24 protein-coding genes are annotated in these 26,879 nt (G+C 40.0%); 10 read left to right on the forward strand and 14 right to left on the reverse strand.

The genetic code is table 11. The features are described 5' to 3' along the window. Positions 1-339: 339 nt before the first annotated feature. Both V5M36_RS03890 and V5M36_RS03895 read left to right on the forward strand, forming a co-directional pair. Complete coding sequence (locus V5M36_RS03890) at positions 340-1,023, forward strand: hypothetical protein (RefSeq protein ID WP_338562215.1); 684 nt, start codon at positions 340-342, stop codon at positions 1,021-1,023. 31 nt (positions 1,024-1,054) lie between these two features. After that, positions 1,055-1,843, forward strand: coding sequence for an SDR family NAD(P)-dependent oxidoreductase (locus tag V5M36_RS03895; RefSeq protein WP_338562217.1), 789 nt, complete (start codon positions 1,055-1,057; stop codon positions 1,841-1,843). Between the two features lie 369 nt (positions 1,844-2,212). Here V5M36_RS03895 and V5M36_RS03900 read toward each other — a convergent pair whose 3' ends face one another. The 8 genes from V5M36_RS03900 to sdsA form a co-directional block, all read right to left on the reverse strand. Beyond that, a complete protein-coding gene (locus V5M36_RS03900) occupies positions 2,213-2,656 on the reverse strand; it encodes a YbjQ family protein (RefSeq protein WP_338562219.1) in 444 nt (147 codons plus the stop codon). 9 nt (positions 2,657-2,665) lie between these two features. Next, on the reverse strand, positions 2,666-3,016 hold the full coding sequence (locus tag V5M36_RS03905; protein WP_338562221.1) for a YbjQ family protein: 351 nt from the start codon (positions 3,014-3,016) through the stop codon (positions 2,666-2,668). 102 nt (positions 3,017-3,118) lie between these two features. Then, positions 3,119-4,570 carry a multidrug efflux RND transporter AdeIJK outer membrane channel subunit AdeK gene (gene adeK, locus V5M36_RS03910; protein ID WP_338562223.1) on the reverse strand — a complete coding sequence of 484 codons (1,452 nt, stop codon included), beginning with the start codon at positions 4,568-4,570 and terminating at the stop codon, positions 3,119-3,121. Further along, complete coding sequence (locus tag V5M36_RS03915; protein ID WP_338562225.1) at positions 4,570-7,752, reverse strand: efflux RND transporter permease subunit; 3,183 nt, start codon at positions 7,750-7,752, stop codon at positions 4,570-4,572. The genes adeK and V5M36_RS03915 overlap by 1 nt, the downstream gene beginning before the upstream one ends. Positions 7,753-7,764: 12 nt before the next feature. Next, positions 7,765-9,027 carry an efflux RND transporter periplasmic adaptor subunit gene (locus V5M36_RS03920; RefSeq protein ID WP_338562227.1) on the reverse strand — a complete coding sequence of 421 codons (1,263 nt, stop codon included), beginning with the start codon at positions 9,025-9,027 and terminating at the stop codon, positions 7,765-7,767. Then, a complete protein-coding gene (locus V5M36_RS03925; RefSeq protein ID WP_338562230.1) occupies positions 9,027-9,665 on the reverse strand; it encodes a phosphatase PAP2 family protein in 639 nt (212 codons plus the stop codon). Before V5M36_RS03925 ends, V5M36_RS03920 begins: the two co-directional genes overlap by 1 nt. 161 nt (positions 9,666-9,826) lie before the next feature. Beyond that, positions 9,827-11,881 (reverse strand): site-specific recombinase, encoded by a 2,055-nt coding sequence (locus tag V5M36_RS03930; RefSeq protein WP_338562233.1) that lies wholly within the window; start codon positions 11,879-11,881, stop codon positions 9,827-9,829. Between the two features lie 18 nt (positions 11,882-11,899). Further along, the gene (sdsA, locus tag V5M36_RS03935) at positions 11,900-12,877 is read right to left on the reverse strand and encodes an All-trans-nonaprenyl-diphosphate synthase (RefSeq protein ID WP_338562234.1); all 978 of its coding nucleotides are present in this window, start codon (positions 12,875-12,877) and stop codon (positions 11,900-11,902) included. A 418-nt stretch (positions 12,878-13,295) separates the two neighbouring features. Between sdsA and rplU the strand changes: the two genes are divergently transcribed. From rplU to V5M36_RS03975, 8 genes are all read left to right on the forward strand, one after another. After that, a complete protein-coding gene (gene rplU / locus V5M36_RS03940) occupies positions 13,296-13,607 on the forward strand; it encodes a 50S ribosomal protein L21 (protein WP_338562235.1) in 312 nt (103 codons plus the stop codon). A gap of 18 nt (positions 13,608-13,625) precedes the next feature. Beyond that, the gene (rpmA, locus tag V5M36_RS03945; protein ID WP_338562237.1) at positions 13,626-13,883 is read left to right on the forward strand and encodes a 50S ribosomal protein L27; all 258 of its coding nucleotides are present in this window, start codon (positions 13,626-13,628) and stop codon (positions 13,881-13,883) included. 241 nt (positions 13,884-14,124) lie between these two features. Next, the gene (lolA, locus tag V5M36_RS03950) at positions 14,125-14,823 is read left to right on the forward strand and encodes an outer membrane lipoprotein chaperone LolA (protein WP_338562239.1); all 699 of its coding nucleotides are present in this window, start codon (positions 14,125-14,127) and stop codon (positions 14,821-14,823) included. 373 nt (positions 14,824-15,196) lie between these two features. Then, positions 15,197-16,003 (forward strand): RsiV family protein, encoded by an 807-nt coding sequence (locus V5M36_RS03955; protein ID WP_338562241.1) that lies wholly within the window; start codon positions 15,197-15,199, stop codon positions 16,001-16,003. Positions 16,004-16,149: 146 nt separating this feature from the next. Further along, the gene (gene serS / locus V5M36_RS03960; RefSeq protein WP_338562243.1) at positions 16,150-17,421 is read left to right on the forward strand and encodes a serine--tRNA ligase; all 1,272 of its coding nucleotides are present in this window, start codon (positions 16,150-16,152) and stop codon (positions 17,419-17,421) included. Positions 17,422-17,551: 130 nt separating this feature from the next. Further along, positions 17,552-18,928: a siroheme synthase CysG gene (gene cysG, locus V5M36_RS03965; RefSeq protein ID WP_338562245.1), complete on the forward strand. Its 1,377-nt coding sequence runs from the start codon at positions 17,552-17,554 to the stop codon at positions 18,926-18,928. 35 nt (positions 18,929-18,963) lie between these two features. Next, a complete protein-coding gene (locus V5M36_RS03970) occupies positions 18,964-19,443 on the forward strand; it encodes a tRNA (cytidine(34)-2'-O)-methyltransferase (RefSeq protein ID WP_338562247.1) in 480 nt (159 codons plus the stop codon). A 150-nt stretch (positions 19,444-19,593) separates the two neighbouring features. After that, complete coding sequence (locus tag V5M36_RS03975) at positions 19,594-20,151, forward strand: hypothetical protein (protein ID WP_338562249.1); 558 nt, start codon at positions 19,594-19,596, stop codon at positions 20,149-20,151. Positions 20,152-20,246: 95 nt separating this feature from the next. Here V5M36_RS03975 and V5M36_RS03980 read toward each other — a convergent pair whose 3' ends face one another. From V5M36_RS03980 to rpoD, 6 genes are all read right to left on the reverse strand, one after another. Beyond that, positions 20,247-21,638, reverse strand: coding sequence for an APC family permease (locus tag V5M36_RS03980; RefSeq protein WP_338562251.1), 1,392 nt, complete (start codon positions 21,636-21,638; stop codon positions 20,247-20,249). 267 nt (positions 21,639-21,905) lie between these two features. Continuing rightward, positions 21,906-23,090, reverse strand: coding sequence for an iron-containing alcohol dehydrogenase (locus tag V5M36_RS03985; protein WP_338562253.1), 1,185 nt, complete (start codon positions 23,088-23,090; stop codon positions 21,906-21,908). A gap of 2 nt (positions 23,091-23,092) precedes the next feature. Next, positions 23,093-23,626, reverse strand: a complete 534-nt coding sequence (locus V5M36_RS03990) for a hypothetical protein (RefSeq protein ID WP_338562255.1) — start codon at positions 23,624-23,626, stop codon at positions 23,093-23,095. A gap of 77 nt (positions 23,627-23,703) precedes the next feature. Next, a complete protein-coding gene (gene lipB, locus V5M36_RS03995; RefSeq protein ID WP_338562257.1) occupies positions 23,704-24,360 on the reverse strand; it encodes a lipoyl(octanoyl) transferase LipB in 657 nt (218 codons plus the stop codon). 171 nt (positions 24,361-24,531) lie between these two features. Next, positions 24,532-24,819 carry a YbeD family protein gene (locus V5M36_RS04000; protein WP_338564024.1) on the reverse strand — a complete coding sequence of 96 codons (288 nt, stop codon included), beginning with the start codon at positions 24,817-24,819 and terminating at the stop codon, positions 24,532-24,534. A gap of 128 nt (positions 24,820-24,947) precedes the next feature. Then, entirely contained in the window at positions 24,948-26,834 is a 1,887-nt protein-coding gene (gene rpoD / locus V5M36_RS04005; protein ID WP_338562259.1) for an RNA polymerase sigma factor RpoD, read from the reverse strand. Positions 26,835-26,879 lie beyond the last annotated feature (45 nt).

Below are 26,879 nucleotides of genomic sequence, written 5' to 3' on the forward strand. Positions count from 1 at the left end.
AAATAAAACGAATCAAGAAGTGCATGACAATGTGGCTGTTTCTTTGCTTTGTTAATATGGGCTCAGGCTATTCAAGACAAAGCACGGTTGAATATCAACAAGTGTTAAAGCTGAATAATTGCCAAAGCTAAACCACTATTAATGATGCAGAGTAGAACAGAACATTTAAATATTAGATCTGAATATTTGATCAGGTTTTTTGATTAAATGTTTTAAATCAATCCTTTAGTAGGAAGTTTAATGGCAGTAAATTTAAATTAATAACGAAGTACATAAAGCGAAAATGAAAGACGCTAAAATCAAAGATTCTAAATAAACAAAACACTTACAGGAGTTGCTATGTCGTATCAAATTCAATTAAAGATCAATGATCATACCTATAATGAATTGGTGGAAATCACTGAAAAATTAAATCATGGTGAGAAAAAAGATTTGGCCAAAGATTTAGGTCGTGTTTTTACCGAAATGTCCTGCCAAGTTTTAGAGCAAGTCTTTGGTACATTGGTGAAAGAACAACAAGCGAAGAGCGGTTCTACAGGTCGTTCTCATGAAGGTCAACAGGCCTTAGATCAGATTGAAAGTACACTTAAAAAATACATGCCATGGTCGATTTCATTCTTTGGTAATGATCGTTTAAAACCTGTCGCAAATCATATTTTAAATAAATTTCATGCTGAAGAGCCCGGCAATATCAAAATGTATTACAACTTAGATCGCCAGTTAGGTGAGGAGTCTCAAGCCAGTTTAGAGGCGATTCGTCAAGGTAACTTTGATGTATTACCCAAGCTGATGAGAGATTTAGTTAAAGTGATTGATTTGGGTGTGTCAGAGTTTATTCGTGATCCTAAAACATTATTAAAGTTCAATTTTGTGGTGGATAAAACCCTGAATGGCGTGATTAACATGATTACGGCAACAGGCTATAAACGGATTAATAAAATCGCAGATGAGTACGATAGTCGTGACCAAACCAAGGCAACTTATTATGCAGATCATTTTGGAAATTTTCTAATTCAAGTATAATTCATGCACACTTCATAAAGAGAACAAGATCATGGATGGAAAGGTTGTATGGATTACAGGTGCTTCATCTGGTTTGGGTAAGGCATTAGCACAAGAGTGTGCCGCAAGAGGGGCTCAGGTGGTTTTGACGGCACGTCGTTATGAAGAATTAGAAAACGTTCGGCTGAGTTTGAGCCATCCAGAACGTCATATTTCAATTGCTGCTGATATTACAGACGAGGCTCAAGTCCGTTCCGCTCATGATCAAGTAAGTCATGCAAAACAAAAAATTGATTGGCTCATTAATAATGCAGGTTTAAGCCAACGCGCTTTAATCGCAGAAACCACGATGCTGACTGAACGCGCCATTATGGAAGTGGATTATTTCTCTCAAGTCTTTTTAACCAAGACGGTTTTACCCACCTTTTTGGAACAAAAGTCAGGTCGCATTGTTTTTGTATCGAGTGTGGCGGGATTATTGGGAACGCAATATCGGGCTTCATATTCAGCAGCTAAAGCAGCGATTCATATGTGGGCAAATAGCTTAAGAGCTGAAGTGGCTGATCAAGGTTTAGGGGTTTCGGTGGTTTTCCCAGGGTTTGTCAAAACCAATGTTTCATTTAATGCTTTGGATGGCGAGGGTAAACCGCAAGGTCATGACAATGATGCGACCGCCAATGGTTTAGAAGCAGATGAGTTTGCCAAGATCACTGTAAATGCATTGTTGAAAGGGGATGAATACATTGTCGTAGGTGGGAAGAAGGAGAAATTAGGCGTTTGGATTTCTCGCTTATCCCCAAAAATTCTTTATCGTATGATTCGAAAGATGAAAGTGAAGTAAGTAAATTTATTCAGCACTATTCGTTAAGCATGATCGAGTTGAGTAGACGATGTATATCAAAAGAATAGCATTCTTCTTTTTTAATATACTGTAACTTTCCTCAACTCGACAGGCAATGCATTAGATTAAAAATGTCACATTACATTTTCTAAAAATCGACTATTTCTAAAAAACCAACGATACAAAATAGCGATGATCTTTTAACTCTGGTCTTGCAGCTTTTGAAAGCTATAACTTTTAAAAGCTGTAAGTCGAATCCGAACAATACTCATCAAACGATTATCGCTGATGCGCATCAAGACTTGATTATAGGTGAAGTCGTTAGTAACTGATCAAAGGAAAAGATCTTTAATCATCATTTTAAATTGATCAGTTCGTTTCATTTTTGATTGCTGTGCCGTAAGCAAAGACTTCAACCATCCCACCTTGCATACCCAGTTCAGTGGTACTCAAGCGTAATCCCATAATATGGGTAGCACCCATTTTTTCAGCTTCTTGCTTGAGTCGAACCACGGCTTCACGACGAGCACGTTCTACAATACTTTCATAGCTGGTCAAACGACCCCCAAAAAAGTTTTGAATTTGAGCGATCACATATTTAAAGTAATCATGAGAAATGACGACATTACTACTTACCATTTGTCCAGGCTGAGTCGTTGTTTTAAAACGGTGAGTATCCAGTGAAATATGTGCGAGACGTTTTTCGTCAGCATCTAATGCTTTAAAATGTTTGCGCTCATTGTATCGACCAAAGCCGAAACCCAGCCCAAACAACACCAAAAAGACAATGACCTTAAAAATTAAACCGTCCATAGATCAAGCCTAGTGTGTGAATGGATCTGGAAGACGTGTAGATTGAGTATTCACCATCACGGCGGTGCCATAGACAAAAAGCTCAGATGCGCCTTGGGTAATATTTGAGGTTGAAAAGCGGATACCTACTATGGCATTGGCACCTAAGTCTTGTGCTTTTTTAATCATCCGATCCATGGCTTCTTGTCGTGATTCTTCTAATAATTCTGTATAAGCGGTGAGTTCGCCACCGACAATATTTTTGAGTCCTGCCAGTAAGTCACGTCCGACATGTTTACTTCGAACGGTACTGCCATAGACGACATCAAATTGTTTAATAATTTCATGACCTGGAACGGTTTCTAAATTACTCAGAAGCATGATGTTGATTCAAATAATAAGCGAGCTTTGAAGATAGGAAATCCTACCGAAAATTGCAATCAAAAAAGCCCACACAAGGTGGACTTTTTTGATAATGAATACTTATTTAGAGTTGTATTTCAAATCAGAGCTGGATGGCTGATACTGAATTTGCTGTGAGGTATTAGTTTTTAAACCGCCACCTAAGGTTTTATACACTTCAACTTGGTTATTTAAGTTGGCTTGTTCAAGCAGGAGTAAACCTTGTTCAGCCGTGTATGAAGTACGCTGAGCATCTAATACAGTTAAGAAGCTATCAATACCTGCACGGAAGCGGGCATTCGACAGTTTATAGGTTGTATTTGTAGCATCGACTAAGCGACGCTGAGAAGCCAAACGTGCACCAATATTTTGACGAACCGCTAAAGCATCATTCACTTCACGGAATGCAGACTGAATTGATTTCTCATAATCAGACAACGCAATTTGTTGGTCCGTTTCAGAAATTTTGATATTTGCACGACGTGTGCCCCAATCAAAAATTGGAATATCTAGACTTGGACCTACAGACCAAATAAATGCGCCAGATTTAAATAAATCACTTAAATCAGTCGATGCATAACCAGCAGAACCCGTCAGGCTAATCGATGGGAATAAACGTGCTTTAGCAGCACCAATATTCGCACCAGCCGCACTGAGTTGATATTCCGCTGCTTTCACATCTGGACGATTGTTGAGCAGATCACTTGGAATACCCGCAGATAGGGTTTTGTCATTGGTGATACTGGTTACACGTTGTTTTGGCAATAACTCTGGAGCAACCGATTGACCTACAAGGAGGTTCAATAGATTCTGTGCTTGAGCAATTTGTGTCTTAAAATTAGCAACATCATTGCGGGCAGTTTCGACAGAAACTTGTGCCTGACGAACAGGTACTTCACTGTCGATACCAACGTCAAAACGCTTTTTGTTGAGATTGTAAGACTCAAGCTGTGTTTTCAGAGTTTGCTCAGCCAGCTTTAAGTTGGCATTGGCAAAAGAGTAACTTAACCATGCTTGCGCAACTTGACCCACCAATGCAATTTGAGTTGCATCGCGTGCACTTGCAGTCGCTAAGTAATTGTCTAAAGCATTGTCTTTAAGGCTACGTACTCGTCCCCAAAAGTCCAACTCATAAGCAGTTACACCAAGGCCAACGTTATACACCGTATTCGCACCATTTGATGTCGCTGTGTCTTGGCGCAAAACGCCACCACTTGCACCAATGGTTGGAAGCTGATTATTTTGAGTGATTTGGTACTGTTGCTGTGCACGTTGAATATTCAATGCAGCCGTACGTAAATCACGGTTATTGGCAATCGCTAAATCAAGTACTTGAATTAAGTTTGGATCAGCAAAGAAGTCTTTGTACCCGAGTTCAGCCACAGATGTGCCTGAAGCATTCCCCAAATAATTGCCAGGAATATTGGCTTGCGCAACGGGTTCTGGACCACGCATGCTTTGACATGCAGTCAAAGCAAGCGCAAGTGCAGATACCGCAATGCTACGACCTGTAATAGACCATAACTTTTGCATTACGATGTATGCTCCTGAGTAGTTTTTTGTTTAGGCTTGAATTTAAAGATACTTCGAATCCAAACATAAAATACAGGGATAAAGAAGATACCCAATAAAGTCGAGCTAATTACACCACCTAACACGCCATAACCTACAGAGTGTTGGCTACCTGCACCTGCGCCTGAAGACAAGGCAAGTGGTAGTACACCAAAACCAAAGGCTAAAGTGGTCATAATGATTGGACGTAAACGCATTTTAGCAGCGTGTAGCGTTGCTTCAAGTAAAGGCTCGCCTTTGTCTTCTTGAAGTTCTTTGGCAAACTCTACGATCAAGATCGCATTTTTTGCCGCCAAACCAATCACCGCAATGATCGCCACTTGGAAGTAGATGTTATTGGTTAAGTTAGGATCTTTGAGTAATACCATACCTAAGAATGTTAAACCAATTGCACCAACAATACCCAGTGGAATCACCAACATCACTGAAAATGGAATAGACCAACTTTCATAAAGTGCGGCAAGACATAAGAATACAATCAACATTGAAAGCGCGTATAGGCCCATGGTCTGAGAACCAGACTCACGTTCTTCTAAAGATAAACCTGTCCACTCATAGTCAAAACCATTCATCCCCATACTAGGCAGTTTTGCAACGATTTCTTCCATCGCAATCATAGCATCACCCGAGCTGACACCCGGCGCTGGAGTACCTTGAATATTGACTGATGAAATACCGTTATAACGCTCTAAACGTGGAGAACCATAGGTCCATTCACCTGTAGAGAATGATGAGAATGGAACCATTTGACCCGAAGCGCTACGCACATACCATTTGTTTAAATCTTCTGGCATCATGCGCGCATCTGGAATTGCTTGTACATAAACTTTCTTCACACGACCACGGTCGATGAAGTCATTCACGTAAGAGCCACCCCAAGCGATACTCATGGTGCTGTTGATTTCTGAAATGCTTACGCCCATTGCGCTGGCTTTTTCATTATCGACATAGATTTTGTACTGCGGCGTATCTTCTTGACCGTTTGGACGAACACCTGCAAGACGTTTGTCTTGTGCAGCCATTCCCAAGATCATGTTACGCGCATTAATCATTTGCTCATGCCCATTACCAGCAGCATCTTTTAACATCAAGTTAAAGCCTGCAGATACACCGAGTTCAGGCATTGCAGGAAGCTGTAAAGGCATAACATAAGAGGCATCTTTAGCGATGACGTTAAGCGCCATACCCCGTTGAATAATGGCACTTACAGTTGATTCTTTTGTGGTACGTTCATCCCAGTCTTTTAACTTAATAAAAGCTAAGCCCGCGTTTTGACCCACACCTGTAAATGAGAAACCTGCAACACTGAATACAGATTCAACGTTTTCTTTTTCATTTTCTCTAAAGAAATGTGTCATTTGATCGATGACTTTTTCAGTACGATCAAGCGTTGCATTCGGTGGGAGTTGGACCAGTGTCATTACAACACCTTGGTCTTCGTCTGGTAAGAATGAGCTTGGAAGTCCCTTAAATAGGAAGACCAAACCAACCAGAACGAGTGCATAAATTGCACCTGCTAAAATCTTATGAATAAGAAGTTTGCCAACCCATTTTTGATAACCTTCAGCCATACGGTCGAAGCGATCATTGAACCAACGGAAGAAACGAGCAAAAATACCATTACTCTGTTCTTTGTTTTTGTCATGTTGTTTCAACAACGTCGCACATAGCGCAGGAGTAAAGGTTAATGCCACGATGAGTGACAAGACCATTGCTGTTACGAGGGTAATAGAGAACTGACGGTAAATTACACCTGTGGTTCCACTGAAGAATGCCATTGGAACGAAAACCGCTGCAAGTACAGTGGTAATACCCACTAAGGCACCTGTAATTTGATGCATTGACTTTTCGGTCGCTTCAACAGGGTCGAGGTGTTCCTCCACCATAATCCGCTCGACGTTTTCCACCACAACAATTGCATCATCGACCAGTAGACCAATGGCAAGTACCATGGCAAACATGGTGAGCGTGTTGATGGAGAAACCAAACATATTAATGACGGCAAATGTACCCAGTACAACAACAGGCACAGCCATGGTTGGAATAATCGTTGCGCGCCAGTTCTGTAAGAACAAGAACATCACAAAGAATACAAGAATAATGGCTTCAATCAGCGTTTTAACAACACTCTCAATTGAAAGCTTAATAAACGGGGTAGTATCAAATGCCAGTTTATCTTCTAGACCAACTGGATAGTTTTTACGAAGTTGTACAAGGCGTGCTTCAACAGCATTTGCTGTATCTAAGGCATTCGCACCTGTTGCCAATTTAATCGCTACACCGCCTGCAGCACTACCGTTAAACTTAGAGGTAAATTGGTAATTGTCAGAACCCAGTTCAACTTTGGCTACATCACCTAAAGTGACTTTAGCACCTGTTCCAGCACTTTTTAAGTAGATAGAACGGAACTGATCAACAGTTTGAAGTAAGCTTTGTGCATTGACTGTTGCGTTTAAAACTTGACCTTCAACAGCAGGTGCACCGCCCAATTGACCCACTGCAACTTGCGCGTTCTGAGAACGCAGTGCAGCGACAATATCGCTTGGACTTAGTTGATAGCTGGCTAATTTGGCAGGATCTAACCAAATACGCATTGCGTATGAACCACCAAATACCTGAACTTCACCTACACCCGCAACGCGGCTAAGGGGTTCAGAAATATTTGAGTTCACATAATCTTTAATGTCCGCATCATTTAATTCACCATTTGGAGAATAAAATGCCAAAACCTGTAAGAAGCTCGCCCCAGATTTCGTAACACGAATACCCTGACGTTGTACGTCTTCTGGTAAAAGTGCAGTTGCTGACTGTAATTTGTTTTGAACTTGAACTTGGGCGATATCAGGATCGACCCCTTGTTCAAAGTTAATTGCGATAGACGCTGAACCGTTACCCGCACTGTTAGATGAAATATAGCGTAAGCCATCTAAACCATTCATCTGCTGTTCAATGATCTGGGTCACTGTATTTTCAACAGTTTCAGCAGATGCACCTGGATACGTCGCAGAAATAGTGACAGTGGGTGGAGCAATGGTCGGATACTGTGCAATCGGCATTTTACTGATGGTTAAAATACCCGCCAGCATAATCACCAATGCAATCACCCATGCAAAGATGGGGCGATGAATAAAAAATTGAGCCATTGAGTCTACCCCTTATGCAGTTGAAGTAGCTTTTTGTTCAGTTTCTGATTTGGCTTCAGCTGCTGGTTTTTGTCCTGCCGCTGGAGCTGCAGGATTTGCACCTTTTTGTGCTGCGGGTTGAGCTTGATAAGGTTTTGCAACAACAGTTGCGCCATCTTTCACTTTAGCAACACCATCAACAATCACTTTTTCACCAGTTTTCAGACCATTGGTCACAATCCAGTCTTTACCTTGAACACCCGCTGTTACGATTTGGCGTGTTTCAACGACATTTTTGGCATTAACAATCATCGCTGTCGCTTGACCCGTTGGGGTGCGTGTAATCGCTGCTTGTGGGATCAAAATGGCATTTGGAATGACACCTTGCACAATTTGTGCAGTTGCATACATACCTGGAAGCAATAATTGATTCGGGTTTGAGAAAACAGCACGTACGGTAATAGTTCCTGTATCTGGATTCACACTAGCGTCTGAAAACGCAAGTTGACCTTCAACTGAATAAGTACTGCCATCCTCAAGTTTTAAACGAACCTTAGTATTGTTACTGCGGTCGATATTACCTTGACTCAATTGTTTGCGTAAACGAAGGAGTTCGGCACTTGATTGATTAATGTCGACGTAAATAGGATCAAGTTGTTGAATGGTGACCAAAGCATCTGGCTGGTTAGCGGTGACAAGTGCACCTGCGGTCACTGATGAACGACCCGACTGACCTGAAATAGGTGAGCGAACTGTTGAGTAACCTAAGTTAATTTGAGCATTCTTCAATGCCGCTTGTGAAGTTGCTATATCTGCTTGTGCTAACTTAACTTGAGCCAGTAAATCATCATACTCTTGTTTTGAAACCGCATTAATACCAACAAGTTGACGATAACGATCAGCTTTCACTTGCAGCGCATTTAAATTTGCCTGTTGACGTACTAAAGATGCTTTAGCACTGTCTAGATTTGCACGGTTAGTATTGGCGTCAATTTCATACAAAGGCTGTCCTTCACGAACAAAACTACCTTCTGTAAATAGACGCTTTAATATAACACCGCTGGCTTGTGGACGGACTTCTGAGATTTGATATGCAGAAGTTCGGCCAGAGAGCTCGACAGTTTGTTCAACACTTTCTGGTTGAGCAACAATGACACCTACTTCAGTCGGTGGCATATTTTGAGCTGCAGCGGCTTGCTCTGCATCTTTAGGCTTATCGCTACAACCTACAAGTGCAATACTTGTTGCTAGAGCACAAGCGGTGAGGGCTGGCGCCCAAAGCTTTGCCGACATCATTATTCCACCTCGTTTAGATTTTTCTCTAAAAATAATTTATTTCGCTTGAATATCGCTTGCGAAAACTGTAACCACAGTAGTGCAATCCATACAAAAGCAATACTCCATCCTGCTAATACATCTGTTGGAAAATGAGCTCCAAGGTAAACCCTTGAAAAACCCATGCCAATAAACCAAAAACAGGCAAATAATTTGATCCATATTGCTTGTTTATGTTTATAAAAAATAAAAATAAACAAACACGATAACACTGCTGCATAAAGACTATGGGCGCTTGGGAAGGCGGCACCATAGGTATCTACCATCTGATAAATTGAATCTGGACGAGAACGATTGAATAGATATTTTAGTATCCAACCTATCATTGATCCACCGATTAAACTTAAGATAATCAATAGACTGGAAATATATTTTTGATTTCGTATTTGTTGTAAACACCATACTCCAAAGCACAACAACATGATGGGTAATCCACCCAGATAGGATAAAGTTATCGCCACATGATTTAAAAATATCGAGCGGTGTTGACTCATCCATATTACAGCGGATGTATCTAGTTGTTGTATAAAAGGAATATATATTCCAATGCTACTTATCGTTAGTCCTAAACAACCTATAAATATAAATACATAAGGCATATAAAATAACCAAAGTTAGAATATAAGCGCACCACCATTATCATAATAATGCGCCAAAGTGTACTAGTCGGTACACTTTTTTTCAAGTCCGAATAAAACCATTTTATAGTAGTTATATTTCTTGAAACATATCATTATTTGAACAAAAAATAACACAACAATTAATGATTTGTTTTTTGGGCGCTAGAATTTGTATCTTCCACTTCTAAAGGTTGTTTCGGTGGCCAGAAAAAATCCATAGGACGTGTAAAGAAGTGAGTGAAAACAAGTTTGGCAAGTGGTTTCCATTGTTCGAAGCGGACACGACGAGCACGAAGCGCAACGATAATCGTTAAACTAAAACTCACAAATAAGTTGGTTAAACCAATCAGTAACACACCGAGGAAAGACACAATAATGAGTCCAATTTCAGGCGTGCCATTGATGCTCATTAAGCCTTGTATGAAGTTCGCCGATGCAAATGCAATATGACGTATATCTAAAGGTAGGCCTAAGATAAATCCAATCGTACCCATACTGCCAAGCATGATACCAAAAATGAAATTACCCGCTAAAGCACCTAAATTTCGTTCAATATAACCTGCAAACTTATCTAGGCGTTCTTGCCCCAAACGATTTCTAAGCTTTTGATGTGCTTTGAGTCGAGGACCGACTTTACGGTAGACAGCCATGTTGTCAAAGTAACCCGCAATAAGTCCTGAAAAGAATAAACATACACCTGCAATCGCGGCATGAGGAACCGCCAATGACGTAAATGGATTTAAGCTATGTAATAAGTATGAGGCTTTATTGTGCGTCAGTAAGGGTTCATCGAGTCCGTACTGCCATAATAGGGTGATAAGCGCGGCAGTGGGAATCGCAATCGAGATGTTACCCAAAATTGCGACGAACTGGGTGCGAATAATATTAATAATGAGCGCAGCAAGCTCTGCGATTTGTGTCGTCTTAGAACCTTTTCGCTGTTGCACTGTCGAGGCAAGCGCGGCAGCAGTCATGGCGGGTTGTTTGGTTGCCACTGTGAAGTGCAATACATGAATCAGCATAAAACCTAGTGAATAATTCATGCTAAACATAAAGGCTTGCATCATCGGCGCTAAGGTCAGACGCGCCGTTAATATTTTCAAAGTGGCCATGATGGCAATAATGACACCCGCACCGGCTGCGGATTTATACATTTTTAGAAAGCCAGACTTGTCGGTGCTTACATAATGTTCACCTGTTTTACTGGCGTTCTCGGTAACTTGGAGTGCAATGAGCTCACTATTGGTTTTGAGCAATTCACGGACACTATTTTCAACATAATGCGCAGCGACTAAATCTTGAAATAACTCTGACAGTGCAAAGTATTGCGGTTTGCCTTGTTCCGTTAAAATTGTCAGCAAAAGTTCAATACGATCTAAACATTGCTCAAGCAAAGACAGCAGATAAGTCAGACTTAAACTGACCCCAATGCGTTTAGTTGCACGACGAATTTTCATCACAACATCACGACACTGATCAATCATTACCAATGCTTGGTCCGCATCAGGAGGAATGAGAATACTGACATCATCTGCTTCTCGATGCTGTTTTTTATAAGCTTCGATGAATTCAATGATTTCTCGGTTTTGCACCAAGAAAGGCGATTCATATTCAGAAAGTTCAGGCTGTGCATTAATAAATTCTGGATATAAGCCAATACCACTAATTCGATAGGACAACACTGTGATGGCTTTGATGATGTCACGTTTGATCCCGAGCTTGGCATCGATATGACTATGATTCTGATTTAAGACTTGAAAAAATTGAATCCATTGTTCATCTTCAATATTTTCTAACCAATATTTATCACTGCGAAAACCAAATACGCGAAAAACTAAATCTTTTAAATCCGTTTCATCTACCAGCAAGGGAAGGAAGTGTGCGCCGAGTCTTTGCCCAAATTGATTCCAAAATCCATCTAAAGATAAAATACCGCTGTCTGCATAAATACTGGTTTGTTTGTAGCGATTTATCAGCGTGACTAAATAAGCTTGAAAATAATTGGCTGCTGTAGGGGTAATCAATAATGCTTGAATCAGCGATTGAAATTTATTTTTGATTTCTTCTGAGTTGTAACTGTCTTCAGGTCTAATTCGAGCGACCAGTTCAATGAGTAAGTTTTCATCAGGAACAGATTGAGCTTGGTCAACTTGTTCCTGCATTTTTATAAAAAGATCATTAAAATTTATATGCATAAGCAAGGGAGAGTCTAATTATTGGATTCGGTTTAAGGCAAGTTGTGCCAAGTTATTGAGTGCTTGACGATAAATACTATCTGGCAATTGATTGAGCGCTGCTAAAGCAGCTTCAGTCTCTTCAATTGCACGTTTATGACAATATTGTAGTGCACCAGATTGATGTACGATTTGAATAATCTGATCTAAATTCTCAGTACCACCAGACGTAATACTCTTACGAATCATTTGATGTTCTTCACCCGAGGTGTTTTTGAGTGCCGCGATAAGAGGGAGGGTCGGTTTACCCTCCATTAAATCGTCACCAATATTTTTACCTAAGGTCTCTGCATCTGAAGTGTAGTCTAAAATATCATCGATAATTTGAAAGGCATTGCCAAAATGACCTGCATAATGACGAAGTGCTTCACGATATTCATGCTTGCCCGTCAAAATAGCAGCGCCTTCTGTGGCTAATTCAAATAAACGAGACGTTTTACCATGAATGATGTCAAGATAAGTGGCTTCATCCGTGTCTGGTTGATGTTGAGACTGTAATTGTAAAACTTCGCCTTCGGCAATTTCACAGGTGCCTGTTGAGAAATCTTTTAACAAGACCATGTTATTCAAATCTACCAAAAGATCAAAAGCACGTGAAATGAGAAAGTCGCCAACCAAAACTGCAGTTTGGTTATTCCATCTTGCATTCGCTGTCGGACGACCACGGCGCAAGCCAGATTCATCTACTACATCATCATGAACCAAAGTGGCTGTATGTAACATTTCAATGATGGCAGAAAGCTTTTGCGCATTTTCTAAATTTTCTTCTCCACAAGCGCGTGCTGCTAATAAACACATGATAGGACGCATACGTTTACCGCCAGCTTCCACAACATGTTTACTCACAGACATGACTAAGGCCACTTTAGAGCTGATCCCCTCATTGATTAATGCATCCATCGCAGCAAAGTCTGTGGCAACAGGAGCGAGAATATCTTGCTTAAAATCGATGGTCATTTGAAGGGAGTCCTTATACAAATTTATTTCTATACGTGCGCTAGTGTAACAATTAACATCATCTTATGTCGTATTTAGCAGGGATAATGTCGCTGAATTCTAATAATTTGTTTGTATTTTGCGCAAGCTTTCTCTTGCTTTGATTTCTTGTTTCAAGCATCGCCGACATAGTATCATTTTAACTTTGGCTGAATTTCATTCATTTTCATAATTTTTACTGATTAATCAATGTAACGATTGTTATCTTGCTGTGAAATGTAAGATTTGATCGCTATTACTGAACTTTAAGATAAAATACCTTGTTGTTTATTTAATTATCACTTAAAATCCATGCCCTTGAATAACCCCCAGTGGCGAGCGTATTAAGAACGATATATTCCTTTATCGTCACGTCGACACGGGTATGTTGGAGTACGTTATGTACGCAGTAATCCAAAGCGGTGGTAAACAGCACCGTGTTGTAGAGGGTGAAACCCTTAAAGTTGAGTTATTGAAAGCAGAAACTGGTGCTACTATTACGTTTGATGACGTATTAATGTTAGTGAACGGTGAAAGCATTCAAATTGGTGCTCCAGTTGTTGCTGGTGCTACTGTAACTGCTGAAGTAGTTAGCCACGGTCGTCACGACAAAATCCGTATTGTTAAAATGCGTCGTCGTAAGCACTACCGTAAACAACAAGGTCACCGTCAATGGTTTACCGAGTTGAAAATTACGACTATTTCAGGCTAATTACGAGGATTTTGAAACATGGCTACTAAAAAAGCTGGTGGATCGACACGTAACGGTCGTGACTCGAACCCTAAAATGTTAGGCGTTAAAATGTTTGGTGGTCAAGCTGTGACTGCTGGTAATATCATCGTTCGTCAACGTGGTACTGAATTCCACGCTGGTCCAAACGTTGGTATGGGCCGTGACCATACTTTATTTGCTACCGCTGATGGCGTGATCAAATTTGAAGTTAAAGGTCAATTTGGCCGTCGTTATGTATCTGTTGAAGCTGTATAAGTTTTAAGAGACATAACTCAAAAAAGCTCACATTTATTGTGAGCTTTTTTATTGCTACACAGTTGATGTGGTTCAATAAAAAATGAGTACGAATGATCTTCATCATGATGTAGCTTTTTCTACAAAAATAGTGAATAACAATACAAATCTTCTTATTTTCTCGATTATTGCATTAAATAAATGGTTTAAGATAATTCATCTCGCACATTGCGATGATGCAAATTTATAAAAAGGTGAAATAATGGATATGCTTCGTAAAACGATCGGTGCCGTAGCAATTAGTGCGGCTATGCTTGCACCAGTCATCAGCACTAATGTTTTGGCAGCAACGACTGCCGCAACGGAGCAACAAGCCACAGCCAATTTAATTCAACAATTAAATGGGATTAAAAGTTTATCTGCTAATTTTGAGCAAACCACGAAAGCAACATCAGGATCGAAAGCTCCACAAAAGAAAGGCCTGAGTGCACAACATATGAATCAGACCTTCAAAGGGGTGATGAATGTGGCGCGACCGGGTAAATTTTATTGGGAAACCACATCTCCTTCAAAGCAAACCATTGTAACTACAGGTAAGATGATTTGGATTTATGATCCAGATTTAAAACAGGCGATTCGTCAAAACCTAGATGAGCAAGTAGCGAACACACCTGCTTTATTGTTGTCAGGCAATACCAGTCAGATTATGCAGTCTTATCGTGTTACCCAGCCGAATAAAGGAAAAACGTATTACACGTTGTTTCCAAAGCAAAGTGATGGTGCTTTCCAAAGTTTAACCATTAGTTTTGGAGCGAATAAGGCACCAAGCTTAATGATCTTGGAAGACTCATTGGGGCAAACGACCCAGATTCGCTTTACTGATGTGAAAGTGAATCCAAACTTACCAAATTCGATCTTTGATTTTACGCCGCCTAAAGGCACCGACATTATTGATCAATAAATTTTTTGATCAGGCTCTTTGATCAAGCTTAGTGATCAGGCTCAAAATGAAGCGAGTTTGAAAGGTTGAAGCAAGATTGAAAGATGAAAGATTGAAGCGAGATTGAAAGATGAAACATAAAAGATAATCAAATGTATTTTAAATAGGACGCTAAAGATATTTAAGTGTCATATTTTGACTAAAAAAGCAGCCTTAAGGCTGCTTTTTTTGAACTTATAGAATCTGAAATTCATTGAACTTTTATATAGCATACGGATTTTTGAATGGTATTTGAATTGAAATAGAAGTAGACCAATCCGATACAAATTTGATTGAAAAGTCACGAACAGACTTTGTATAGTAATCAAAATGATTAAATGAAATAGTGAACAATATGAAGGCTTATTTAACTCAAAAGAACTCGCCAGTGATTAATATTCTAATGCTTTCGTCTGTATTATTTTTAACAGCATGCCAGCCTAAAGGAGCAGATCAGGATAAAGCATCTCAAGACACCAGTGCAGTGGCAAAAACGGATCAATGGGTTGCATCAAAAACAGTTGCGTTTACTGTAACACAGACGGAATCCTGTGATGCTGGGGAGTGCACGAAGTATGATTTACAAACGGTGGAAACTAATTATCCGTGGATTAATGAATACTTTATAGAACGTATTAAAAAGACTGTTCCATTGGCATTTCAAGCGGATAAAAACTCAGCCGCATCTGAAGCGGTAGTTGCATCTAAAACAACTGATGAAAAGAATTTAGGTGAGTCTTCGGTTGTGATTCGTTTTATTGGACAAAATCAAAATTTGGCAACATTTGAAATGCTGAGCTATACCTATAATGCAGGTGCAGCACACGGTATGTATCATAAAGAGTATGTAAATTTTGATTTGAAAAGCAAAAAACGAATTGCTTTGCAGGACTTAATTGTTGCGGGCACAGAGAAGAAATTAATCGAAGCTTTATATCGTAATAATATGATGTGGTTAGATGATCATTCGATTGAGCAAGCTAAATTACAGTTGAGCGATAATTTCTATTACGGTGCGAACGGAATTGTATTTGTTTATCCGCTGTATGACTTGGCTTCATATGCAGAGGGTATGTCTGAGTTAACGTTGCCTTATCAATCAACAGCAGGCTTGATTAATGCTGGATATTTACCCAATTTACCGCAATATAAAACTGAATAGGTTTGTCTGAATTTAGCCCAATCAATATTTCTGTCGTTTTGCTTAAAATTTGCTGTATTAAGGCACAGCTGAAAGCGGAGTGACTGTATTTTTTGGGCTGAAGCGCTTACACTATAGCCAGTTTTTTTCTTTACAAAAGATTGACCATGATCGACCCAAAATTACTCAGAAATAATATCGAGGCTGTTAATTTAGCCTTAGCAAAACGTGGCGTACAGTTAAACGTAGAAGAGTGGGCATCATTAGAAGCTCAGCGTAAAGAAATTCAGTCTAAAACTGAAAGCTTACAAGCTGAACGTAATGCTGGTACAAAACAAGTTGGTCAGATTAAAAAATCAGGCGGTGACGCATCTGAGCTTATGGCGCGTATGTCCGCGATTGGCGATGAAATAAAAGCAGCTGAGGCGGCTTTAAATGAATTGCAAACTGAAATTGAAAATAAATCATTAACTATTCCAAATTTACCGCATGAGTCTGTACCTGAAGGTAAAGATGAGAATGATAATGTTGAAATTTTAAAGTGGGGCACACCACGTCAGTTTGATTTTGAAATCAAAGATCATACTGATTTAGGCGAGTGGATGGGCGGTTTGGAGTTTGAAACTGCAACGAAGCTCACGGGTTCACGTTTTAGCGTATTGAAAGGTCCATTGGCTCGCTTACAACGCGCTTTAACTCAGTTTATGTTGGATACGCATACACTTAAAAATGGCTATACCGAAGCGTATGTGCCGTATTTGGTGAATGCTGAATCGCTTCGCGGTACAGGTCAATTACCTAAATTTGAAGAAGACTTGTTTAAGCTTCAAGGCGAAAAAGAATATTACTTAATTCCAACTGCCGAAGTGCCTGTGACGAATTTTGTACGTGATGAAATTGTAGATGCAGATCGTCTGCCATTGAAATATGCCGCACATACACCCTGTTTCCGTAGTGAAGCGGGTTCATATGGTCGTGATACGCGTGGTTTGATTCGCCAGCATCAATTTGACAAAGTTGAAATGGTTCAGATTGTGAAACCTGAAACTTCACTTGATGCTTTGGAAGAATTGACGGGTCATGCAGAGGGTATCTTGCAGGCACTCGGTCTTCCATATCGTAAAGTCATTCTTTGCGCAGGTGACATGGGCTTTGGTGCAATTAAAACGTATGACTTAGAAGTTTGGGTGCCAAGTCAAAATACTTATCGTGAAATTTCTTCATGCTCATGCATGGGTGACTTCCAAGCACGTCGCATGAAAGCGCGCTACCGTACTGATCCTAAGAAAACTGAATTCTTACATACACTGAATGGTTCAGGTTTGGCTGTGGGGCGTACTTTACTTGCAGTGATGGAAAACTATCAACGTGAAGATGGTTCAATTGAAGTACCTGAAGTACTACGTCCGTATATGAGTGGTTTAACTTATATTGACTAATTAGTCGTTATATTAGTCGTTCATTAAGTCCTAAACTCGTTATCTAGATGTAAGTCATGAACCACTCATCTAGATACTTTTGAGCATAAAAATTGCTTGAGACAATCAGATCTTAATATTGAGGTAATTCGTGGATATTTTTCCAATCTCTTTAAAGTTGCAACAGCAACCTTGTCTGATTGTCGGTGGTGGACGTATTGCTTATCGGAAAGCGCTACTTTTATCAAAAGCAGGAGCAATCATTCATGTGGTTGCCCCTGAGATTGATGCTGCTTTACTTGAGTTGGTAAAGACCTCTCAAGGACGATATGTTCAGTCCATATTTAATTCAGAAATTAATTTACGCGACTATCGTTTGGTGATTGCTGCAACAGATGATCCCGCAACCAATAAAGCGGTATTTGAGGCATGTGAAGCAGATAAAATTTTAGTCAATAGCGTGGATGATATTCCGCATTGCCGTTTTATGGTGCCCGCGATTATTGACCGCTCACCGCTGATTATATCGGTGGCAAGCAATGGTACATCTCCTGTATTGTCGCGTCAGATTCGAACTCAGCTTGAATCCACTATTCCGCATGGAATGGGGAGATTGGCTGCTTTTTCTGGAAAATGGCGCCATGCTGTTAAAGCCAAAATAGTTAATCCAGATGAGCGACGTATTTTTTGGGAAGATTTGTATGCAAGTCGCCTGAAAGAGCAGGTGTTCAACAATAATATGCAAGAAGCAGATCGCTTAATTGAACAAGCTTTAATGGAATGGTCGACGCCAAAAGGTGAAGTGTATTTAGTCGGTGCAGGTCCAGGTGATCCAGAATTACTGACGTTAAAAGCACTGCGTTTAATGCAACAAGCGGATGTGGTCATTTATGATCGCTTGGTCTCTGAACCGATTTTGAACTTATGCCGCCGTGATGCAGAAAAAATTTATGTCGGTAAAGAGCGTTCTAACCATTCCGTTCCTCAAGATGGAATTAATGCTTTATTGGTGGACTATGCCAAGCAAGGTAAACGTGTTTGTCGTTTAAAAGGCGGTGATCCGTTTATTTTTGGTCGCGGTGGTGAAGAAATCCAAGAACTCTATGAAGCTGGTGTGGCATTTCAAGTGGTTCCTGGGATTACTGCTGCATCAGGCTGTTCTGCTTATGCAGGCATTCCACTCACGCATCGTGATTACGCGCAAAGTGTACGTTTTTTAACGGGACACTTAAAAGAAGGGTCTCCTGAGTTGCCTTGGCATGAATTGGTTTATGAACATCAGACACTGGTTTTATATATGGGTTTGGTGGGCTTAGAAAAAATTTGTGCACGTTTGATTGAACATGGTCAACGTGCAGATATGCCGGTTGCGCTCATTTCCAAAGGCACGACACCTGAACAAAAAGTCGTGGTTGGAACATTGGCTGATATTGCTTCCAAAGTGGCAGAACATCATATTCGAGCGCCGACACTGACCATTATTGGTGAAGTGGTAAAATTGCGCGAACAATTACAATGGCAGGGCTAAGTGCTTTGTCATAACCTTTAAAGAAGAGATCTCCCGTGATTCATGTGGTTTTGTACGAGCCTGAAATTCCTGCAAATACAGGTAATATCATTCGTTTATGTGCCAATACTGGTGCGCAGCTTCATTTGGTTAAGCCGCTGGGTTTTGAACTGGATGATAAAAAATTAAGACGTGCGGGTTTGGATTATCACGAATGGGCACACATGAAAGTTTGGGAAAATTTTGATGAATGTGTGGCGCATTTGGCTGAGCAGGGGATTGGTTTAGATGCGATTTATCCGCTTACGACCAAAGGTAGTGAAACACCTCATACTTCAAATTTAAATCGTTCTGTGGCTTTGTTAATGGGCCCAGAAACGCGTGGTTTGCCTGAACAGGTGCGAATGATGTTTCCACAACAACACTGGATTCGTTTGCCGATGGCAGCAGATTCACGAAGTTTGAACTTATCAAATGCAACTGCAGTGATTGTGTACGAAGCATGGCGTCAGCAAGGCTTTAAAGAATTGGTTTAATTTTTAACTGTATAAATTTTCAATTTGTATTCATTACTGCATAATTAAAGCCACTGAGAAGTGGCTTTTTTTGTAATAAAAATCAATAAACGCTTCATATCATGGCGAATATTGGTTATAAAAAATAAATGTTGAGTTAGATGTATAACAATGCAAAATTTATTCAATCAAGAAAAACTGAAATCCTCTGTAATACCTTTAATTATTTTGACCAGCATGGTGATAGCTATGCCGAGTTATGCTGAGGATTCATTGGAATTAAAAAATCAAAAAAGCAGTGAAAAAATCGAATCTAAGACAGTGTCAGAAAACAATCTACCTAAAACAGATACAGGATCTCAAGCTCAAAATTCAAAAGACATTGCTGTTGATGTACGGCCTTTAACGCAAGCTGAAATTCGACAGGGGCTTCAGAATATGCATCAGCGTCTGATCTCTAGCATCGAGATCTGGGGCAATAGTTTGAAGCCTGAAGACTTTGAACGTAGTTGGAGAGGCCGGCTGTTAAATAAAACCAAACGACAAGAAGTATGTGGGATTTATCAAAAGATCGTCAATGATACTTATCAATTGGCTCTTACAAATAAAGCTCGATTAAGTCTACAGGACCAAAAGGTCTTGGCTGATCGTAATGTTTTTATTCAAAATTTAGGCTTTAAAGACAATATTGTGGATACCCAAATGGGATTTAACTGCCGAATTAAATAATGATTATGAAGATCAGCGTGTCTGAGAAAAAGCTAAATTGAAACGTTAATAAGAAATAAAAAGGCGCCTAAAGCGCCTTTTTATTCATCATTAGATTATTTGTCATTAAACTCATCATGCTGAGGAGCAGGATGACGGAAACCTTTGGTTTTATAGCCTAAGTATAAAACACCAAACATTGCCCACCACAAACCAAACTTCAAAGCAGTATTTTCAATTTCTAACCACATTGCAAAGATACAGATAAAGCCCAGTAATGGAATAACCACAAAACTAAAAATATCTTTCAGATTTTTGGTTCGACCATCACGTAATGCATAACGTGAGATCACAGATAAGTTCACGAAAGTAAAGGCGGTTAAAGCACCAAAACTAATCATCGAAATCACAATATCTAAATCCATAAAACCGGCTGTTAATGCAACCACACCAACAATTAAAATATTATATGACGGTGTAAAGCTCTTCGGACTAATATGACCAAAGATTTTTTTATTGATCACGCCATCACGGCCCATCACATACATTAAGCGTGATACACCTGCATGCGCAGAAATACCAGATGCCATAACGGTGATGATTGCGAAGTACAGAACAACCGTTTTAAATGCTACACCACCCACAGCTTGCAAAATATCAGGCTGAGTCGCCGCAACATCTGCGAAGTAAGTTTTAGGGTCATTCGGGAAATAAATTTGCATGAAGTATGTGCTGATAATGAAAATCACACCGGCAATTAAAGCGGTTAAGAAAATCGCTTTTGGTAGTGTTTTTTCAGTATCTTTGGTTTCTTCTGCAAGAGAACTCAGTGAGTCAAATCCTGTGAATGAGAAACAAAGCAGCGTTGCACCTGTAATCAGTGCACCAACAGTGGTCAACTCATTCCAAAATGGCTCAAGACTCCAAAGTTGATAAGGCGCGTTCACCAATGTGCCGTCAGCATTTACGCCTCCAGCCAATAATGAATAGACCATCCAGGTAAAGTAACCAATCACGGCAAGCTGAATAAAGACGATTAAGCTGTTGAAATTGGCAACAAATTTTACACCACGCAAGTTCACTAGGGTCATGAAAGCCGTTAAGCTGACCACCCATACCCAATGATTTACATCTGGGAATAGTGCTTCTAGATAGATCACTGCTAGAATAATATTCACCATTGGCGACAATAAATAGTCGAGCCAAGATGACCAACCCACCATAAAGCCAACGTTCGGGTGAATGGATTTTTGTGCATAGGTATATGCAGAACCCGACGACGGATAGCGACGGATCATATGCCCGTAACTAATCGAGGTTAATAAGATTGCGACTAAGGCAATAATATAAGATGTGGGTACATGAAAATGACTTTGTTCCGATACTAATCCAAAAGTATCAAATAAGGTCATTGGCTGAATATAAGCTAAACCAATAATAATAATGTGCCAGAGACCTAGCGTTTTTTGCAGTTTAGCTGCCGATTGAGTCCCAGTTATATTTGTCAACGGCGTTATCCTCTTAATCGTTGATCAAGGATCAGTCAAATCTATCTAGGATCGTTTGAGACGAACGATCCCCCCTAATGGATGAAACAAAAGTGCGCCAATCTAAACTATCTTGGGGCAGTTTGTCAGTAACTTTCATGAAGTTTTAGCAGAAAATGTGCCACTTTGTTTAATAATTAAGTGAATTTAATTTCTGCATGATAAAAGCCTGATGTTTAAAAAAACATCAGGCCGGATTTCGAAGTATATTGGCTTACTTTGTTAAATTTACCAAGCTTTTTCTAAGATTGATTTTAAATCGAGCAAAGAAGTTTCTTTCGGGTTAAAAATAATTGAACCATCATTCAACGCTTTTTCAGCAATATCATCAAACTGATCTTCCGTCACTTTTCCTGTTTCACGCAAGGTACGCGGCAATTTGGTTAATGCATAAATTTGATCACGCATAGCACTGATGACACTAATGGTTTTATCGGCACGTAAATTCGCAGGAGTTTGAGCATATATATCTGGACCTGCTAAGGGTAAAAGCAAGTCAGCAATTTTATCGCCATTAACATCTTTATTGAATTCTAAAACATACGGCAAGAATAGATTCATACATAAACCATGCGGTAAATGTGAAACTGCGCCTAAAGCATGTCCGAGTGAATGTACGATGCCGACCATTGCATTTGAAAATGCGATACCCGCCATAGTTGACGCTTGAGCCAACTCTAAACGACCATGTGCATCTTTAGGATTATCTAAAACATTAAATAAATGATCGCTAATTTTTTTAATTGCGGCAGTAGCATATGCATCACTGATTGGATTCGCTGCTAAACAGGTATATGACTCAATCGCATGTGTCATTGCATCCATCGCGGTCATCGCTGTTAAATGCGGTGGCAACGTTTGAGTCATGCGTGGATCTAAGATGGCAGCATTGGGCATTAAATATTTTGAAGCAAATGGCATCTTCTGCTGAGTGGTGTTATCTGAAATGACGGCAACCATGGTAACTTCGGACCCAGTACCAGAGGTGGTAGGTACGACGAAAAATGGCTTCAGTGGTCGAGGAAGATTATGTGCTCCCGAATATTTCAAGAGATCTTCGCCACCTTCGGTCACCAAAATATTTGCAGCTTTCGCTGTATCAATCACCGAGCCACCACCAATCGCGATAATCGCATCACATTGGTTGTTGCGATAAGCTGCTGCAACACTACGTACAGTTTCTAAGCTTGAGTCTGGTGGTACATCATCGAAAATAAAACCAATCGTTACATCAGTCGACGCAAAAGCAGCTTCAACAGGTTCAAGAAGGCCATTCGCACGAACGCCTTTGTCTGTAATAATCAAAGGTTGTTTTGCGCCCATAGATGCGAGTTCAAACGGCATGTGTTCTAAGGCTGCATTCCCAGCAATGACTTTTACCGGGCAGAAAAATTCGTAATATGGTTTGGTCATTATTATGCACTTCCCTTGATATATGACTGAGCAACTTTTAAATAAATATTTGCAGCGCCTGAGAGTTTTTCTTTAAGGCTAAGTTTTTGAGGGTATTCTTTAACCGCCATTTCTGCCACCATTTTAGGCAGAATTAAAGCTTCCATTTTATTCAGACAACGCACCAAACGAATGGCATGGCCCAAATCACCATCGGCAATCATTCGGTCATTGGCAAAAGATTGCGCTGTACTTTCTTGAAATGAAAATACCAGAAAAGCATGATGAATGTGCTTAAAAGTAATGGTTAGATCTGGCTTGGTTGGAACACTGTCAATCAGCTCTAAATGATGATTTTTATTGACTCGAGCAATGAAAGCCGCGTCATTATTAAATACAGCCATCGAAACAGTAAATCCAACGGGGAACTTTGACACATCCTGTCTGATTTCGTCATCGACTTGACTCGCCATCGCCAAGCCTCTGCCAATCACATCTAACATGACTTTGACATAAGCTTGTTCTAAAGCGGGCTTTACTGAGTTTATTGAAATCACTCGCTTATCCCTTCTTACAGTAATTATTGGTTTTAGAGTATTTACTCTAAATTAGTTGGGTGGTCAAAGTAAAGTGATTATTGTTTAATTGTTTGAATATTTGCAAATAAATCATCATTTTTCAGATATTCAATGATATCAACACAAAGTTGTGAGAAATCTGGGAAGGGTTGCAGCAAATCACAAACACGGACCATTTCTAGACCTGCATATCCACAAGGATTAATGGTATCAAAACCAGTCAATTCGCAATCAATATTTAAAGATAATCCGTGATAGCTTCGACCTTTACGAATTTTGAATCCAAGCGAGCCAATTTTTCTGTCATTTACATACACACCCGGCGCATCAGGTTTTGCATAGGCCGTAATGCCATACTTATTCAAAAGATCAATCATGAGCTTTTCAGCATAGGACACCAGTGTACGTACATTCCACTTCAATCTGTTTAAGTCAAACATGAAATACGCAACCAGTTGGCCTTCACCATGCCATGTGACCTGACCACCTCGATCAGTTTGTACTATTGGAATGTCGCTTGGAATCAAAATGTGTTCTGGTTTACCGGCTTGACCTTGTGTCAAAACAGAGTGGTGCTGCAAAATCCATAACTCGTCAGCAGTATGCTCATTACGTTGTTCAGTCAAACTTTTCATTTCTAAAAAGCGATCTTCATACGGTGTGAGTTGGTTATATTGTCGAATAATTAAATTGGGTTTTGAGGTGGCATCCACAGCTATTAAAGCCTTTTCATCTAAAGATTATTGTGATTAATTATAATGAAAATATCTTTGATAGGGGAATAATCCGTGAGCGCTTCAAAAGTGAAGCGAGATATAGATTAAGTTTGTTGTTGAATATAAAAATAATAAAAAAAACACGCTCGGGAGCGTGTTTTAATCACTTTAAAGTGCTGTCTTAATCAGTGGACAAGCGGCTAGATCTGCATAAAGTGCATGGACTTGTTCTAGCTCATTGAAAACCAAATTCGCAGTTAACGAATGGTATTTACCTGTGCGTGATGGTTGCACTTGAATAGAGGTGCCTTCGAAGTCAGGAAAATGTTTTACAAGTATTTCAACAACAGCTGTGTGTAAGTCATCACCAGCAATACCAATCAATTTAATTGGATAATCCATAGGGAAAACCCAAAGATGTTCTTGAAGTTCGCGTGATGGAGTACGATCGGTCATGTCAGTCATGGGATACCTCATAATTTAAAAAATACCTGCATAGCGCAGGTATTTTGTATTAATTTGCTCATACTCATATTATGGAGGGTAAGCCTCCATAATCAAGTGAGTATTATCTCATGAGTGAGTTAGTCATTCTCAAGGAATGAACGTAAATGCTCAGAACGAGAAGGGTGACGCAGTTTACGTAAAGCTTTCGCTTCAATCTGACGAATACGTTCACGCGTTACATCAAACTGTTTGCCGACTTCTTCCAAAGTATGGTCTGTAGGCATATCGATACCAAAACGCATTTTCAAGACTTTTGCTTCACGTTCAGTTAGGTTTTCTAAAACTTCACGTGTTGCTTCTTTTAAGCCTTCAGATGTCGCCGCATCAATTGGAGAGGTGATATTACCATCTTCAATGAAATCACCTAAATGCGAATCTTCATCATCACCGATCGGTGTTTCCATCGAAATCGGTTCTTTAGCAATTTTAAGCACTTTACGGACTTTAACTTCATCCATTTCCAAACGTTCGCCTAATTCTTCAGGAGTAGGCTCACGACCCATTTCTTGAAGTAATTGACGAGATACACGGTTGATCTTATTAATCGTTTCGATCATGTGTACAGGAATACGAATGGTACGCGCCTGATCGGCAATCGAGCGAGTAATCGCCTGACGGATCCACCAAGTCGCATAAGTCGAGAACTTATAACCACGACGGTATTCAAACTTGTCTACCGCTTTCATCAAGCCGATGTTACCTTCTTGAATCAAGTCGAGGAATTGCAGACCACGGTTGGTGTATTTTTTCGCAATCGAAATCACCAAACGTAAGTTCGCTTCAACCATTTCTTTTTTCGCGCGACGTGCTTTAGCTTCACCAATCGCCATACGTTTAGAAATTTCTTTAATTTCTTTAACGGTAAGATCAAGATCTTTCTCGATATCGGCAATTTTTTGTTGAAATGCCAATACATCAGGACGAACTTTTTCTAAATAGGGTTTTAGATCAGCAGGCGCTTTCGCAATTTGTTCTTCAAGCCAAGCTGGATTTGATTCTTGACCAGGGAATGAGGTACGGAATTCGTTGCGATCCATACGACCACGACGAACAGCGTAGCGCATCACTTCACGCTCAGCAGTACGAATGTTTTCGTGCGTGCCGCGAATCATTTCTGAAATAATATCAAATAAACGAGGTGTGAATTTGAACATCATGAACACAGTCGCAAGTGCTTCTAAAGCCTCTTTTGCTTCTGGGCTATTTCGACCAGATTTTGCAATCGCGGCTTTAGTTACTTCCCAAGCTGCTTTTAATTCGTCAAAGCGAACTTTGGCAATCTCAGGATCTGGACCAGACTCAACTTCTGACTCGTCATCAGTTTCAGCTTCTTCTTCTTCGTCATCGTCTAATTTGACATCTTTCGTTTGCTTCTTAGAAGCGTCAACTGCAACGATTACTTCAGGTTCTTCTTCAATCACTTCTGGAATTGGATCATTAGATTCGGGATCTAAATAACCAGAAAGAAGATCGGCTAAACGACGTTCGCCCAATTCATAATCTTTATATTCTTGTAATACAACTTCTACTGCATTTGGCCAATAAGCAATTGAGTTTAAAACATCGCGAATACCTTCTTCGATACGTTTCGCAATGACAATTTCGCCTTCACGGGTTAACAGTTCAACTGTACCCATCTCGCGCATATACATACGAACAGGGTCTGTGGTACGACCAGGCTCATTTTCAACAGAAGCAAGTACAGCTGCAGCTTCTTCCTCTGCGACTTCATCTGTTGTCTCAGTATTATTCCCGTCGAACATGGTGTCGTCAGATTCAGGCGCACGTTCATGTACTGGAATACCAACGTCTTGAAGCATTTGAATAATGTCTTCAATTTGTTCGCTTTCAGTGATCGAGTCTGGGAGATGATCGTTAACCTCAGCGTAGGTTAAGTAACCTTGTTCTTTGCCTCGGCTAATCAGAGCCGCTACTTGGGAAGTAGGGGAATGCTTATCGCTCATCTTTGCTCTCTTCTCGTTGAAATCTGTGGCATGGAAAAACCGTGC

The sequence above is a fragment of the Acinetobacter sp. KS-LM10 genome (assembly GCF_036896575.1).
Taxonomy (GTDB): Bacteria; Pseudomonadota; Gammaproteobacteria; order Pseudomonadales; family Moraxellaceae; genus Acinetobacter; species Acinetobacter avistercoris.